At 63.9% G+C, this 13,706-nt stretch carries 18 protein-coding genes; 11 read left to right on the forward strand and 7 right to left on the reverse strand.

Annotation, left to right across the window (positions count from 1 at the left end):
* Positions 1-3 precede the first annotated feature (3 nt).
* From DH10_RS19650 to DH10_RS19665, 4 genes are all read right to left on the reverse strand, one after another.
* Positions 4-1,164 (reverse strand): glycoside hydrolase family 25 protein, encoded by a 1,161-nt coding sequence (locus DH10_RS19650; protein ID WP_192256676.1) that lies wholly within the window; start codon positions 1,162-1,164, stop codon positions 4-6.
* Positions 1,165-1,209: 45 nt separating this feature from the next.
* On the reverse strand, positions 1,210-1,725 hold the full coding sequence (locus DH10_RS19655) for a GNAT family N-acetyltransferase (RefSeq protein WP_192256678.1): 516 nt from the start codon (positions 1,723-1,725) through the stop codon (positions 1,210-1,212).
* Positions 1,722-2,009 (reverse strand): type II toxin-antitoxin system TacA family antitoxin, encoded by a 288-nt coding sequence (locus tag DH10_RS19660; RefSeq protein WP_192256680.1) that lies wholly within the window; start codon positions 2,007-2,009, stop codon positions 1,722-1,724. The genes DH10_RS19655 and DH10_RS19660 overlap by 4 nt, the downstream gene beginning before the upstream one ends.
* A gap of 63 nt (positions 2,010-2,072) precedes the next feature.
* Positions 2,073-2,309: a hypothetical protein gene (locus DH10_RS19665; RefSeq protein ID WP_192256682.1), complete on the reverse strand. Its 237-nt coding sequence runs from the start codon at positions 2,307-2,309 to the stop codon at positions 2,073-2,075.
* A gap of 197 nt (positions 2,310-2,506) precedes the next feature.
* Here DH10_RS19665 and DH10_RS19670 point away from each other — a divergent pair, with 197 nt between their 5' ends.
* A complete protein-coding gene (locus DH10_RS19670) occupies positions 2,507-4,276 on the forward strand; it encodes an acyl-CoA dehydrogenase family protein (protein ID WP_192256684.1) in 1,770 nt (589 codons plus the stop codon).
* 27 nt (positions 4,277-4,303) lie between these two features.
* A complete protein-coding gene (locus DH10_RS19675; RefSeq protein WP_192256686.1) occupies positions 4,304-5,059 on the forward strand; it encodes a crotonase/enoyl-CoA hydratase family protein in 756 nt (251 codons plus the stop codon).
* A gap of 5 nt (positions 5,060-5,064) precedes the next feature.
* On the opposite strand, the gene DH10_RS19680 is transcribed toward DH10_RS19675, so the two are convergent.
* The gene (locus tag DH10_RS19680) at positions 5,065-5,697 is read right to left on the reverse strand and encodes a LysE family translocator (RefSeq protein ID WP_192256688.1); all 633 of its coding nucleotides are present in this window, start codon (positions 5,695-5,697) and stop codon (positions 5,065-5,067) included.
* Positions 5,698-5,943: 246 nt separating this feature from the next.
* On the opposite strand from DH10_RS19680, the gene DH10_RS19685 reads away from it, so the two are divergent.
* Genes DH10_RS19685 through DH10_RS19700 form a run of 4 tightly spaced genes read left to right on the forward strand, consistent with a single transcriptional unit; the run spans position 5,944 to position 9,007 of the window.
* Positions 5,944-7,269 (forward strand): hypothetical protein, encoded by a 1,326-nt coding sequence (locus DH10_RS19685; RefSeq protein ID WP_192256690.1) that lies wholly within the window; start codon positions 5,944-5,946, stop codon positions 7,267-7,269.
* Complete coding sequence (locus DH10_RS19690) at positions 7,262-7,852, forward strand: hypothetical protein (RefSeq protein ID WP_192385249.1); 591 nt, start codon at positions 7,262-7,264, stop codon at positions 7,850-7,852. The genes DH10_RS19685 and DH10_RS19690 overlap by 8 nt, the downstream gene beginning before the upstream one ends.
* A complete protein-coding gene (locus DH10_RS19695) occupies positions 7,849-8,427 on the forward strand; it encodes a hypothetical protein (RefSeq protein WP_192256694.1) in 579 nt (192 codons plus the stop codon). The genes DH10_RS19690 and DH10_RS19695 overlap by 4 nt, the downstream gene beginning before the upstream one ends.
* Before the next feature lie 10 nt (positions 8,428-8,437).
* Complete coding sequence (locus DH10_RS19700) at positions 8,438-9,007, forward strand: hypothetical protein (RefSeq protein WP_192256696.1); 570 nt, start codon at positions 8,438-8,440, stop codon at positions 9,005-9,007.
* A 21-nt stretch (positions 9,008-9,028) separates the two neighbouring features.
* On the opposite strand, the gene pdxH is transcribed toward DH10_RS19700, so the two are convergent.
* Positions 9,029-9,646 (reverse strand): pyridoxamine 5'-phosphate oxidase, encoded by a 618-nt coding sequence (pdxH, locus tag DH10_RS19705; RefSeq protein ID WP_192256698.1) that lies wholly within the window; start codon positions 9,644-9,646, stop codon positions 9,029-9,031.
* A gap of 40 nt (positions 9,647-9,686) precedes the next feature.
* Here pdxH and DH10_RS19710 point away from each other — a divergent pair, with 40 nt between their 5' ends.
* The 4 genes from DH10_RS19710 (at position 9,687) to DH10_RS19725 (ending at position 12,772) form a co-directional block, all read left to right on the forward strand.
* Positions 9,687-10,151, forward strand: coding sequence for an RT0821/Lpp0805 family surface protein (locus tag DH10_RS19710; protein WP_192256700.1), 465 nt, complete (start codon positions 9,687-9,689; stop codon positions 10,149-10,151).
* A 118-nt stretch (positions 10,152-10,269) separates the two neighbouring features.
* A complete protein-coding gene (locus DH10_RS19715; protein WP_192256702.1) occupies positions 10,270-11,202 on the forward strand; it encodes a DnaJ C-terminal domain-containing protein in 933 nt (310 codons plus the stop codon).
* 108 nt (positions 11,203-11,310) lie between these two features.
* Entirely contained in the window at positions 11,311-12,129 is an 819-nt protein-coding gene (gene fabI, locus DH10_RS19720) for an enoyl-ACP reductase FabI (RefSeq protein WP_192256704.1), read from the forward strand.
* A 55-nt stretch (positions 12,130-12,184) separates the two neighbouring features.
* Positions 12,185-12,772 carry a histidine phosphatase family protein gene (locus DH10_RS19725; protein ID WP_192256706.1) on the forward strand — a complete coding sequence of 196 codons (588 nt, stop codon included), beginning with the start codon at positions 12,185-12,187 and terminating at the stop codon, positions 12,770-12,772.
* Positions 12,773-12,817: 45 nt separating this feature from the next.
* Here DH10_RS19725 and DH10_RS19730 read toward each other — a convergent pair whose 3' ends face one another.
* Complete coding sequence (locus tag DH10_RS19730; RefSeq protein ID WP_059186700.1) at positions 12,818-13,078, reverse strand: DUF1344 domain-containing protein; 261 nt, start codon at positions 13,076-13,078, stop codon at positions 12,818-12,820.
* A 212-nt stretch (positions 13,079-13,290) separates the two neighbouring features.
* Between DH10_RS19730 and DH10_RS19735 the strand changes: the two genes are divergently transcribed.
* Positions 13,291-13,706: chorismate synthase (locus DH10_RS19735; protein WP_192385250.1), on the forward strand; the 416-nt coding region annotated here is incomplete at its 3' end.

Consider the following 13,706-nt stretch of genomic DNA (forward strand, 5'->3'; position numbering starts at 1 on the left):
TGACTACTGCCTGCGGTGGTCGAGCGTCGTCGAAGCAGTGCTGACCGGATCGGCGGCCGCGAAGGCGGCGTCGAGCTGTTCGGGCGTGCGCTGCCCCGCTCGCTTCCAGGCGACATATTGGACGATGCCGAATCCCGGCCGCTGCGGCACGGTTTTCACCACCGGCATGCGGAACCCGTCGCGGAATTTGCCCCAGCGCGCGCTAAGCACGGCGACCATTTCCTCGAAGGTCGGCGGCGTCGCCACATCGGCATAGGTGATGGTGACCTTGCCGGCGAGTGCTGCCTGGCGCGAGACCGGCACCGGTATCGAGGCGAGGTAATCCGCCGGCACGTCGATCAGCCCGCCGAAGGCCCATTGTTGGCGCAATTCATCGGCTTTCATCGGCGCGACGGAAACGTCTATGTCGTTGGGCGTGCCGGGCACGCGATACGGGCAGCTGAAGCGGCCGCAATTCGCCTTCGCGGAAAACTGCCAGAGCGCGTAGCCCTGCCAGTTGCCCATCGGGAAATGCACGTCGATATCCGGCTTGTAGCGCGCATACCAGAGCGGCAGCCGCGACAGCAGCCGGTAGGTGTAGCGGTTGTCGGCGATGTACTGGGCGGTCTTGCCGTTCGAATAGAGCACCGGGAAGCGGCCGAGGCGGCGATGCACCTGGCGCACGAATTCTTCGGCGTCCTCCAGCGACATCCACTGCGAGGGATCGTTGCCTTCGAGGTCGAGCGCAATGAGATCGTCCGGTGCGGGCTCGGCGAAATCGATGAAATTGTTGGCTTGCTCGATCGGGTTGCCGGGGCGGGCAAGGTGGTAGGCGCCCCATTTCAGGCCGAGCGCCTTGGCCACCACCTTGCGCGTCTGGAACAGCTCGCGCGTCACCGCATAGCGTTTCCACAGCGCCTTGCAGAGTTTGATATCGGTCTCGCCGCCGAAGCAGAAATAGGGTGGCGGCAGTCCATCGGACGCCTTGTTGATGAAGCCGACGATGCGCTTGTCGGTGGCAAGCTCAGCCCAGTCGATGGAGTTGTATTCGTAGGCGTCGATCACCAGCGCGCGGTCGGCGTTCTTCCACGGCTCGGAGAAATCCGAGGCCTTTGCCGCCGTGCCCAGCACCAACGCTGCCGCGAAAAGTGCCAGGCGGCGAAGAGGGCGCGCCGGCTTTTTCAATCAGGGTGTCCCCACTGACCAGAGGACGATCCTGAACCGCTATGGTTAAGGAAGTGCTTCAGGACCGAAGAGCTTCAGCGCTGTCGCTACTGGCAGGAAGAGTGAGAGAGCACGGCTTTTAAACGGAGCGAAGCCATGACTGCGATAAAAAGCGGCCGCTTGCTCGTCCTTGGCGTCGACGACCAGCGCGAAGGATGCGGGAGCGGCCTGCACGCTTCGCCGTAGCGCATCTATGATCAGCGCCGATCCGATCCGTTGTCCTTGGAAACGCGCATCGACCGCGAGCCGACCGATCAATATCGCCGATAAGATCGGATAGCGCGGCAGGCGTTTCGTCTGGTCCTCAGGCAAGAATGCGATGGGCACGCTGGACGCCGCGAGAGTGTAATATCCCGCAATGGCATCGTCGCGATTTACGGCGACAAAGCAATTGCTAACCCGACGTTTGACGTCTTGGCCTGCTTGTTCGCGAAGATAACGGTCGAGTGCCGGGACGCCGCAGCCAAATGCGCTGCGATCGTGGGATGCTTGGAGTGTCTCGATAATTAGATCGATCTTCACCGGGATTCGATGACTAGCCGTTTATAGGCGTCGGCAGCTTTGCGCAGCGCCTCATTCGGCTCCGGCGGATCAAGAATAGCTTCCATCAGGTTGCGCTGATCTTCCATGGATAGACGGATGATGGCGGTCTCCTCAATAGTGCGCTGCGCGGCTTCTTGCGCTGCGGCGACTACAAAGTCACTGACGCTGCGGCCTTGGATTTCGGCGGCGCGCTTCACCATGCTCAGCGCATCTGGCGAGATGCGGGCTTCAAGACGGGCGGAACGTGACTGTTGGTTGGGCATTGCAATCACCTCGGTTTTCTATGTACGGGTTTAAGCCGTACATATCAAGCGATTGCTTTGCGCTCACTGCCGGAAGAGCGACTGCACCTCGAACGGATCGGGTGCTGGCTCCTGCGTCAGCGTGCCTTCGGCGGCGCGCTTCTTGTGATGCGCCAGCGAGCATTGCGGCGAGCACAATATGCCGCGGTCCGTCCAGTAAGCCGGTCCATGCTCCATCTTGCCCTCATGATACCAGAAGCCGGCAGCCCGATAGGGGAGGCCGCATTCGATGCAGCGATAGGCGTCAGGTCTGGAAAGCATGGGTCTCGTCCGGTCTCAAGCCGGACCTCGACGGTCGGCCGCTTCGTATCTAGTACGTCTGGAAAAGAATGCAAAATCCGCGTGACAAAGTTTGACGTTTACGTAAAAAGAAGGTGCGGATCGCGCCATAGGCGGATGGTCTCACTGCGGCTGAAGTCCTACGATCGAACTGCCGCCATGGAGGAGGAGCAGCAGACATGTATCGCGCACCGGTCGAAGACATCGCCTTCACGCTGAAGCATGTGGCCGGCCTGAAGCCGGCGCTGGAGGCCGGCACCTTCGGCGATCTCGGTGAGGACCTGGTAGACGCGATCCTGGCCGAGGCCGGCCGCTTCGCCAGCGAGGAGGTGGCGCCGCTCTACAAGATCGGCGACGAGCATGGCGCGGTGCTGAAGGACGCCGCCGTCACCACGCCGCCCGGCTGGAAGGAGCTTTACCGCCGCTGGATCGAGGGCGGCTGGAACGCGCTGGCCGGGCCGGAGGAATTCGGCGGCCAAGGCTTGCCCATAATGCTCGCCGTCGCCGCGCTCGAAATGTGGAACTCCGCCGCCATGGCCTTCGGCATCGGCCCGACCCTTACCATGGGTGCGGTCGAGGCCCTCGACAAGCACGCCTCCGAGGCGCTCAAGGAAAAATATCTGGCGAAGCTCGTCTCCGGCGAGTGGATGGGCACGATGAACCTGACCGAGCCGCAGGCGGGCTCCGACCTTGCGGCCCTGCGCACGCGCGCCGAGCCCGCAGGCGACGGCACCTACCGCATCTTTGGCCAGAAGATTTTCATCACCTATGGCGAGCACGATTTCACCGACAACATCGTCCATCTGGTGCTGGCGCGGCTGCCCGACGCGCCCGCCGGCACGCGCGGCATCTCGCTGTTCCTGGTGCCGAAATTCCTGGTCGATGACGACGGCTCGCTCGGCGCCCGCAACGACGTCTTCTGTTCCGGCCTCGAGCATAAGCTCGGCATCCATGCTTCGCCGACCTGCACCATGATCTATGGCGACGGTTTTCAAGGCGCGACGCCCGGCGCTATCGGCTGGCTGATCGGCGAGGAGAACAAGGGGCTGGCCTGCATGTTCACGATGATGAACAACGCTCGCCTTGCCGTCGGCATGCAGGGCGTGGCGGTGGCCGAGACGGCGACGCAGAAGGCGATCGCCTACGCCAATGATCGCCGCCAGGGCAAGGCGTCGGACTATGCGGGCGCCGGCATGGCGCCGATCGTCCATCACCCGGACGTGCAGCGCAATCTTTTGACCATGCGGGCGCTGACACAGATCGCGCGCGCCATCAGCTATTCCTGCGCGCACGCCATCGACCGCGCGCGCGTCGCCGAGGGCGAGGCCGCCGCCAACTGGCGCGACCGCGCCAATCTGCTGACGCCTTTGGCAAAGGCTTTCTCCACCGATATCGGCGTCGAGGTCGCTTCGCTCGGCGTCCAGGTACATGGCGGCATGGGCTTCATCGAGGAGACGGGTGCTGCGGCCCTTTATCGCGACGCCCGCATCGCGCCGATCTATGAAGGCACCAACGGCATCCAGGCGATCGACCTTGTGTCGCGAAAACTGCCGCTCGGCGGCGGCGAGCATGTGCATCGCTATATCGGCGAATTGAAAGCGATGGCCGATGCGGTGCGCACCTCCAACATCGAGGGTTTTGGCCGTACCGCCGACAATCTCGACCGCGCGCTTGCCGATCTCGACGAGACGACGCGTTTCCTGCAGAAGCTGACGGCCGACGGCAAGGCCGACGCCGCCATGGCCGGCGCCACGCCCTATCTGCGCTTGATATCGCTCGCCGCCGGCGGTGCCTACCTGGCGCAAGGTGGGCTGGCCGACCGTGGCCGTATAGCGCTCTGCCGCTTCTTTGCCGAAAACCTGCTTGGCGAGACGCGCGCCCTGAAGGAGCGCGTCATCGACGGCGCCGACAGCCTCGCCGCCGCCGGCAAGGCGCTGATCTCGGCCTGAGCAGCCAGTCATTCGAAGGAACCGACCGTGACCGACCATATCATCATCGAGCGCCGGGGCGCCGTGCAGATCATCCGCATGAACCGCCCCGACAAGAAGAACGCGCTGACGCGCGCCATGTACGCGAAAATGTCGGCCGCTCTTGTCGAGGGCGACGCCGATCCGGCGGTTCGCGTCCATGTCTTCCTCGGCGTGCCCGGCGCCTTCTCATCCGGCAATGATCTTGCCGATTTCTTGGTCATCGCTACGGGCGGGGAGGGCGGCAATGAGGTTTGGGATTTCCTCATGGCGCTGGCCAAGGCGGAGAAGCCGATGGTCTCGGGCGTCGACGGCATCGCCGTCGGCATCGGCACGACACTCAATTTGCACTGCGACCTGACCTTCGCCACGCCGCGCACGCTGTTCCGCACGCCTTTCGTCGATCTTGGGCTGGTGCCGGAGGCCGGTTCCAGCCTGCTCGCCCCGCAGATCCTCGGCCGGCAGGGCGCCTTCGCGCTGCTCGGTCTCGGCGAAGGCTTTTCGGCCGAGCGCGCCGAGGCCGCCGGCCTGATCTATGACGTCGTCGCGGAAGATGCGCTGGAAGGCGCAGTGCTGACTGCCGCCAGCGACATTGCCGCCAAGCCGCCGCAGGCGCTGAAGATCGCCCGCGACCTCATGCGTGAGCCGCGCGAGGAACTCATCGCCCGCATCAAGGTGGAGAGCGAGCATTTCCGCGAGCGGCTGAAGTCGGACGAAGCGCGCGCAGCGCTCACCGCGTTTACGACACGGAAGAAGGCGAGCTGACCGAGCTATCGCTGCTCGGCCGCGATGCGGATGCCGAGTCCGATCAGTAGCGTGCCGCTGACCGCTTCGACGATCCGGCGCACAGTCGGTCGGCGCAGCCAGTCGCCGGCCTTGGCGACAACCGTTGCATAGATGGTCAACCAGCTGAAGGTGATCAGCGCGAAGACGACGCCCAGCAGCAACAGCGACAGAAAGGACGGCTGTCCCGCCGGCACGAATTGAGGCAACAGGCTCGGAAAGAACACGGCTATTTTCGGATTGCCGAGATCGCTGATGAAGCCCTGCCGGAACGCGGCAACCGGGGCAAGCCGAGTATGCGGTACGGTCGGTGGCTGCGCATGATGGCTTTGCGCCGGCCAGATGGCTTCACGCAGGGCTTGCATGCCGAGATAGATCAGATAGGCGGCGCCGGCATATTTGACGGCCAGGAAAAGCGGTTCGGAAGCCGTGAGCAGCGCGACAAGGCCGACGCTCGTCGCCAGCGCCCAGATCGTCAGCCCGCAGCCGACACCGAGCGCAGTCAAAATTCCTGCGGAGCGGCCGCCGAGCAAGGTGTTGCGGATGGTGATCGCGGTATCCGGACCGGGTGTCACGATCACCATGATCGAGACGCCAAGGAATGCCAGGAAGATTGCCATGCCGACTCTCCCAAGACCTGAAGTCTTTCCAACAGTATGGCCGGAAATGGGTTCAAGCGTAAGGCGAGGTAGCCGGCCAAATTTCACCTAAAGGTTGGTGCAGGGGTGTCAAAGCAATCCGGTCTGCTCTATTTCCCGATGATGCGTGGCGGGGGCTCGTGAAATGGAGAGGACATGATCCGAGACGCTGCCATCGATCTGCCGGAGCAGATGGAGGGCGTTCATTGACTGATTGAACGCCTCGACATGCTTGCCGATGCTGCAAGGCCCCTGGCGCTGACCTTCAAGCTCTGGTGGCGTTTCTGGCCGCAACTGGTCGCCACGGTGCTCCTGGGCATCGTGTTCGGCGATCTGTTCATGCAGATCGCCGCGCGTGCCGCCCTTGTCAACCACATGGCCGGACTCGCCTTGCTGACGTTTGTCGCGCTGACGCAGCTCATCGTCACCGTCGCCATGTTCCAGACGCTGCTGCCGGCTTTGCCAGCAACGCGTGCCGCGCAACGGGCGGCGCGCGGCGAAAGCGAAGCGGAGCCTGGCAAAGGCAGCGCGCGGCTGGCGCGCATGGTCACCGTCGCGCTGCTGCCCTTCTTCGCCTACTACGCCGCCTGGGGCTTTCTCGGCGACACGGTGCGGCAATATTCCCGCGTCACGCTCGACATGGCGCCCTTCGGCGAAGGGGCCGGCAACGTCCTCGATGTGCTCGATTCGCGCTGGCTGATTTTTTCGGTCGCGATCTCGTGGCTGATCCGGCGCTTCGCCACCGGCATGCAGACGCGCGGCGGATCGCGCTCCTTCTGGCAGATCGTCGTGGTCATCTGCGAGACCAACTGGATCTTCATCGGTCTCTATGTGATCTCGCGCTGGAAGGACGAGATCGTCGGCTGGATCATGAGCCGCAACATCTTGTCCGTCCTGCAGGCCGCCGCGGACAGTATCGCCAATCCGATCGCAAGCGCCTTTGCCGATCCGATGGTTCCGGTCGAGGTCACCTCCGTCGATACGACCGCCAGGCTGGTCAACCTGTTCTTCTACATGCTCCTGCCGGTGATCTGGCTGGTGCTCGCGGCACTGATCTATGGCTACGACGTGCGCGACGACAAGGAATTGATGCGCATGCACCGGCGTGTCGAACATTTCGGCGAGCGCTATCTCGCCATTCCGAAATTCCTGCGCGACTTCGTCGAGCACTTCATCTCCGGCTACCGCTCGCGCTATCTGCCGATCGCCAATGGCGTGCGCATCACGCTGAGCTCGGGCGTGGTGCTCATCGTCACGCTGATCGTCGGCTACCGGCTGATCGACTGGCTGGCGGCCTGGGCGTGGCTCGGCATGACGCGCATCGTCGGCCCGCATGAGCTCGATACCTGGCAGGTGCTTTCCGAGGGCGTCTCGCTGCTCTTCGGCAGCCCGTTCCAGGATTCATCGACCGGCATTCTCGTCGAACCGGTGAGAATCTGCTTCCTCGCCGCGATCCTCGAAACGGCATTCGCGCTGCCGAAGCGCCAGACAATTGACAGCGTGCAGCCGGCCGGGTCGCCGGACGACGCGGTGGCCGAGGCCCAAAATGCTTGAGAATGCCGGCTCCCGCCTGAAGGCATGGTTGGCGGCCGGCATCGGCACCGTGGCGGCGATTGCTGTAGCCGGCGTCATGGGTGCCTTCGGCGCAAGGCAAGAGCCGCTGCCGGTTCTGGTGCCCGCCGGCCGGATCGAAACGGCCCAATGGCTGCTGAGGCCGCTCAAAGCTTACTCCGCCGAAGGCGAGAACCTCTATGGCGTGCCGCTCAAGCCCGGCGCGAAGGCGCTGGTCCTCGAGCTCGAGATGACCAACCGGACGGCCAAATCGACGAAGGATTATTTCGACGTACTTCAGGCGAACCTGGCAATGGTCAATCCGACGAAACCTTTCATCGTGCTCACGCGCGATTCCACGCTGTCGCCGGAACTGCACCCCGGCATGCCGGAGCGCATGGCCTATATCTGGCAATTGCCGGACGGCACGGCTCCGCCGGCGAGCCTCGAGCTGACGGTCATCCGCAAGACCTACAAGCAGCGCGACAATCTCTACGGCCTGCCCGGTTGGTTCAATCCGGCGCCGGTGGGCACGCTCACGCTGCCCGTTGGCAGCGGGCCCGGCAGCGCGGATATCCAGCCATGATGCGCAAGCTCGCCAATATCGTCCTGCTGCTCGTCGCGGTGTCGCTCTGCTACGGCCTGCAGCTGTCGAAGCCCCATCATGGCGACCTGATCGGGCCGATCCCGGCGCGCGGCAAGCTCGGCGACACGGTCGTCGGGCGAGGCTTCGAAATCCGCGCGGAGAAGGTGGAATTCGCCCGCAAGCTGAAAGCGGACAGGTTCGGCGACAGCAAGGTTCTGACCACCGGCGGTATCTGGGCCGTTGTCACGGTGGAGTTTGCGGCACGGGCGCAATCGACGACGGTGGCGGTCGCGTCCTGGCGCGGGCCGACGGGCCTGACCTATGACCAGACCGAGCGGCTGTCCTTCACCGATGGCCTGCTTCCGGTGGCCATCGACCCAGGTCTGCCGAAGAAGGCGAGGCTGATCTTCGAGCTGCGGCCGGATGAAGCGAGCGATGCGGTGGTGCTGGTTTCGGAAAAGCTGATGTCGGCGCTCGATTCCCAGGCAGAGATATGGCTCGGGCCGGTCGCCATCGGACCCGACGGTTTGCCGCCCGGCACGGTCGACACGCTGGATATGACGCAGCCGATCTGAGGGGTATCGAATGACGGCGCAGATTGTGGATCGCGAGAGCGCAACGAGCGAGCGGAAATGGCGCCGTCGCAGCCTTTGGTCGCTTGTTCTGCTCATCCCGCTGAGCCTCGCCATCGAGTCCTACGACAGCGTCAAGGCGCTGCTTGGCGACAGCGACCTTTTCCCGCGCCGCGTTGCCTGGGGCGAAAGCGCGCGCTTCGGCGGCAGCGACTGGAAGCTGACGGATCTGCGCGGCGCCTTCGGCATGTCAAACCTGCCGCCCGATTCGGTGCCGGTGCTGGCCGACTTCAAGGTGAAGATCGGCGATCCCGACCTGCAGAACCGATGGCTCGGCTGCAAGGTGATGCTGATCGACAAGGATGGCCGGCGCTGGTCGCCGACCTCCATTGTGTCGCTGAAAGCGACGGACAATGTGCAGACCTGCATCTCGGCAATCTTTTCCGGCGCCAAGAGCGGCGACACGCTCAACCTGCGCGAGACGTTCTTGGTGCCGAAGGAAGCGACCAAATCGGTGCGCCCGGCCGTCGGTCTCGCCAGCGAGCGGCCGCATTTCCTGCTGTTCCAGCTGGAAAAGGACTGATTTTCAGCGGCCATTCGAAGGTTAAGGGTAAAGTCGCGTCTTGTCCCAGCCGCCCTTGGCGTTGCGCGAGAACATGATGCGGTCGTGCAGCCGGAACGGACGGTCGTGCCAGAACTCGATCGTCTGCGGCACGATCCGAAAGCCCGACCAGTGTTTCGGCCGCGGGATCTCGCCGATCGCGTAGCGCGCCGTGTATTCGGCCACCGCCTTCTCGAGCGCGAAGCGGCTTTCCAGCGGCCTTGACTGTTTCGAGGCCCAGGCGCCGATGCGGCTGCCGCGTGGCCGCGTCGCATAGTAGGCGTCGGCCTCGGCATCGCTGACAATCTCCACCGGCCCGCGCACGCGCACCTGGCGGCGCAGCGATTTCCAGTGGAAGCACATCGCCGCCTTCATGCTGCCAAGAATCTCGCGGCCCTTGGTGCTCTCGAAATTCGTGTAGAAGACAAATCCCTTTTCGTCGAACCCCTTGAGCAGCACCATCCGCACATCCGGCATGCCGTCGGCGTCGACGGTCGCCAGCGCGACGCCGTTGGCGTCGTTGATCTCGCTCTTGGTGGCGTCCTCCAGCCATGCGGCAAAAAGCCGGAACGGCTCCGCCGCCTCGGTGAAGTCACTGCTTGTTAACTCGGTTTCGTTCATAGTTTTCCAAATTTTTAACATTGCGGGAGGAGTTCGCCGATTGTCGCGTATCGCGCAAGCTTTTGACAGCGGGCAATGGAGCGTTATTGCTTCGGCCAGCGCCAAGGCTGCGTTGCTGACATTGGCGCTTCCGCTTGCGGCCTGCGGCGCCGGCGGCTTCAGCCTGGAGAAGGCGGAGGTCGACCGCTCGATCATCACGTCCAGCGCGCCGTCCTCGCCCGCCCAGCCGGCGAGCAGCGACAAGGATTCGGACCAGACCACGATCGGCAACGCGGTCTCCTCCGCCGACATACAGGAGCTCGGCGGTCAGGCGGTGCCGTGGGCCAATGCCGGCACCGGCTCGCGTGGCGCGATCACCGAGCTGGTGGAACTCAAGGATGGCGGCCTCACCTGCCGCCGCTTCAACGCCACGCGGGAGAGCTTCGACGGCGTGGCCTTGTACAAGGGCGAACTCTGCATGGCCAGCGCCGGCGGTTGGCGCATGCAGGAGTTCAATGCGCTCTGATCTGGTCGGCACGCTCTGATTTTCGATTGCCGATCCCTCTTGCGCCACTGGAATTTCTTCCTATGCGAGCGCATATAGGGGGCAACCGTGGACTCATTCTCTCTTTCAGGCAGGAAGCATGCGCGACCCCTATGAGGTGCTGGGCGTTGCCAGAAACGCATCGGCCAAGGATATAAAATCGGCGTACCGCAAGCTCGCCAAGCAGCATCATCCGGACCAGAATCCGAATGATCCGAAGGCGAAGGAGCGTTTTGCCGCCGCCAACCAGGCTTACGAGATCGTCGGCGACGAGAAGACGCGCGCCGCCTATGATCGCGGCGAGATCGACGCCGACGGCAAGCCGAGATTCCAGGGCTTCGAAGGCGCGGCCGGCGGTGGCGATCCGTTCGCCGGGTTCCGCCGTCAGCAGCAGGGTCCTGGCGGCGCGCATTTCGAATTCCGCACCGGGCGCCCGGGCGGCGATCCGTTCGACGGCAACAGCGACATTTTTAGCCAGATCTTCGGCGATGCCTTCTCAGGCGCCCGTGGCGCCGGTCGAGGCGACCGCCGCCAGCCGGTCCAGGCCGCCGATTTGAACGTCACGCTGGACATCACCATCGAGGAGGCGGCCACCGCCGAGAAGGTGACGGCGATGTTCCCCGACGGCCGCAAGATGGCGGTCAAGCTTCCGGCCTATGTCGAGGATGGCCAGACCATCCGCCTCAAGGGGCAGGGTGAGCAGGGCCCCGGCCAGCCCGGCGACGCGCTGGTCAAGATCCACATCCGCCGCCATCCGCGCTACCGCATCGAGGGCCGCGACCTGCATGTCGACCTTCCGGTCGATCTGGCCGACGCCGTGCTCGGCGCCAAGGTGGCGGTCGAAACGCCGACCGGCAAGCTCGCGGTCAACGTTCCGGCATGGTCGAGCTCCGACAAGGTGCTGCGCCTGAAAGGCAGGGGTTTGCCGGAAAAAGCAGGCGGCCACGGCGACCTCTACGCCCATGTGCGGCTGATGCTGCCGGAAGGCGGTGATGCCGATCTCGAAGGCCTGATGCGCGACCGAAAAGGCTGATCGAGGCGATTTTCTCCTCAAGCCAGTCTGTTTTCGACGCTTGAAGGGGCCCTGTGCCTGTGCGATAGGGCTCCACACGAAGCAGACATTCTTGCGGAGAACGCGCACATGGCGGGTGGACAGGGCCTGATGGCCGGTAAGCGGGGCCTCATCCTCGGCGTCGCGAACAATCGGTCGATCGCTTTCGGCATCGCCAAGGCCTGCGCCGACCACGGCGCCGAAATCGCGCTGACCTATCAGGGCGAGGCCTTCAAGAAGCGCGTCGAGCCGCTGGCGGCGGAACTCAACGCGCATGTCGCCGGCCATTGCGACGTCACCGACCCGGAAAGCCTTGACGCTGTCTTTGCCGACATTGCCCAGCACTGGGGCAAGCTCGACTTCCTCGTCCATGCCATCGCCTTCTCCGACAAGGACGAGTTGACCGGCCGCTATGTCGAGACGACGCGCGATAATTTCCTGCGCACCATGGACATTTCGGTGTTTTCCTTCACCACCATCGCCAAGCGCGCCGAGCCGTTGATGAGCGAAGGCGGCTCGTTGCTGACGCTGACCTATTACGGCGCCGAAAAGGTGATGCCGCACTACAATGTCATGGGCGTCGCCAAGGCAGCGCTCGAAGCCAGCGTCCGCTATCTCGCCGTCGACCTCGGCGCCAAGAAGATCCGCGTCAACGCGATCTCGGCCGGCCCGATCAAGACCCTGGCAGCCTCCGGCATCGGCGACTTCCGCTATATCCTCAAGTGGAACGAGTACAACGCGCCGCTGAAGCAGACGGTGACCCAGGAAGAGGTCGGCGATTCCGGTGTCTATTTCCTGTCGGACCTGTCGCGTGGTGTGACCGGCGAGGTCCATCACGTCGATTCCGGCTACCATGTGGTCGGCATGAAGGCGGTCGACGCGCCGGACATCTCGACTGTCAAGGACTAATTCTCTCTCCGCCTACCCTTCCATCCAGGCCCTCGCCCGACCTCCGGAAGCCCTGATGTATCCGCTCGTCTACCTCGCGCGCCATGGCCAGACGGAGTGGAACACTGAGCGTCGGCTGCAGGGTCAGGCCGACACCGACATCAATGAACTTGGACGCCAGCAGGCGACTGGCAACGGCCGGCGCCTGGCCGCGATGATCGGCAAGGGTGAGGATTTCGACTTTGTCGCGAGCCCGATGCGGCGCACGTGCGAAACTATGGAACTGATGCGGGCGGCAATGGGGCTCGACCCGCTCGCCTACCGCACCGAACCGCGTCTGGTGGAATTGAGTTTCGGCGACTGGCAGGGTTTTACGTTTCGTGAGCTCGAGACCCGGCATCCTGGATCGACGCATGGACGTCGCGCCGCCAAATGGGATTTCCAGCCGCCCGGCGACGGCGCCGAGAGCTATCAGATGCTGCTCGAACGGACAAAGCCGTGGTTCGACGCGCTTGACCGGCAGACGGTCTGCGTCACCCACGGCGGCGTCATGCGCTGCCTGTTCCGCTTTGTGGAGGGGGTGTCGAAGCAGGAGGCGGCGAGCCTCGAGATCCCGCAGGACCGCCTGCTCCGGCTGGAGGGCCGCAGCCTGGAGTGGCTGTAAACGCTGCGGCCTGCCGAATTCAGGTCAGGCCGGCCTCACCTGAATTTAGTTCGCGTCGCTGTCCGGCAGCTGCATATCGGTCACGACGTTCTCGCCGTTGGTCACGTCGAAGGCGATGACGATGTCCATGCCGGGCTTTAGCGCGTCGAGATCGGTTTCGGCGTTGAGCTTGTAGGACTTGCCGTCGTCCAGCGTCAGCGTCAGCGTGTCCTTGTCGACCTTCTTGATCAGGCCTTCAGTCTGACCGGCGAATGCGGCGGTGGAAATCATGAGCATGGCGCCAACAGCGCCAATCAGGGTACGCATCGTCGTCCTCTTTGGTCATTGCGCCGGCTGGTCAGCGGCGGATCCTCAACGGCGGATGGAAGAGAGCAGAAACCAACCGAATGTGTCAAAACTAAATCCTTGAGATCACAGATTGATGCATCCGATCACCGTTTGACCGCTGTGGAAAACGCCAATAGAAGGCACCCTTGAACCGGCGAACCGGGCTCCGCCGCCGGGCAGGGCGTTTTTCTATGTCTCACAACACATTCGGCCATCTTTTTCGCGTCACCACCTGGGGTGAAAGCCATGGCGCCGCGCTCGGCTGCGTTGTAGACGGCTGCCCGCCCGGCATCCGCTTCAAACGCGAGGATATTCAGGCCGAGCTCGACCGGCGCCGCCCCGGCCAGTCGCGTTTCGTTACCCAGCGCCGCGAGCCGGATGAAGTGAAAATCCTCTCCGGCTTCATCCTCGACGAGGACGGCGAGACGATGATCACCACCGGCACCCCGGTGTCGATGCTGATCGAGAATGTCGACCAGCGCTCGAAGGATTACGGCGAGATCGCGCGCCAGTACCGACCGGGCCATGCCGACTACACCTATGAGGTCAAATACGGATTGCGCGACCATCGCGGCGGCGGCCGCTCCTCGGCGCGCGAGACCGCGGC

This window comes from Mesorhizobium silamurunense, from assembly GCF_014843825.1.
Lineage (GTDB): Bacteria > Pseudomonadota > Alphaproteobacteria > Rhizobiales > Rhizobiaceae > Mesorhizobium > Mesorhizobium silamurunense.

Coding starts and splice junctions, on each gene's coding strand:
- DH10_RS19690 (WP_192385249.1), top strand. CDS start 7,262: ATGCTTGAGAATGCCGGCTCCCGCCTGAAGGCATGGTTGGCGGCCGGC.
- DH10_RS19670 (WP_192256684.1), top strand. CDS start 2,507: ATGTATCGCGCACCGGTCGAAGACATCGCCTTCACGCTGAAGCATGTG.
- DH10_RS19685 (WP_192256690.1), top strand. CDS start 5,944: ATGCTTGCCGATGCTGCAAGGCCCCTGGCGCTGACCTTCAAGCTCTGG.
- DH10_RS19715 (WP_192256702.1), top strand. CDS start 10,270: ATGCGCGACCCCTATGAGGTGCTGGGCGTTGCCAGAAACGCATCGGCC.
- DH10_RS19695 (WP_192256694.1), top strand. CDS start 7,849: ATGATGCGCAAGCTCGCCAATATCGTCCTGCTGCTCGTCGCGGTGTCG.
- DH10_RS19725 (WP_192256706.1), top strand. CDS start 12,185: ATGTATCCGCTCGTCTACCTCGCGCGCCATGGCCAGACGGAGTGGAAC.
- fabI (WP_192256704.1), top strand. CDS start 11,311: ATGGCGGGTGGACAGGGCCTGATGGCCGGTAAGCGGGGCCTCATCCTC.
- DH10_RS19730 (WP_059186700.1), bottom strand. CDS start 13,078: ATGCGTACCCTGATTGGCGCTGTTGGCGCCATGCTCATGATTTCCACC.
- DH10_RS19660 (WP_192256680.1), bottom strand. CDS start 2,009: ATGCCCAACCAACAGTCACGTTCCGCCCGTCTTGAAGCCCGCATCTCG.
- DH10_RS19665 (WP_192256682.1), bottom strand. CDS start 2,309: ATGCTTTCCAGACCTGACGCCTATCGCTGCATCGAATGCGGCCTCCCC.
- pdxH (WP_192256698.1), bottom strand. CDS start 9,646: ATGAACGAAACCGAGTTAACAAGCAGTGACTTCACCGAGGCGGCGGAG.
- DH10_RS19680 (WP_192256688.1), bottom strand. CDS start 5,697: ATGGCAATCTTCCTGGCATTCCTTGGCGTCTCGATCATGGTGATCGTG.
- DH10_RS19700 (WP_192256696.1), top strand. CDS start 8,438: ATGACGGCGCAGATTGTGGATCGCGAGAGCGCAACGAGCGAGCGGAAA.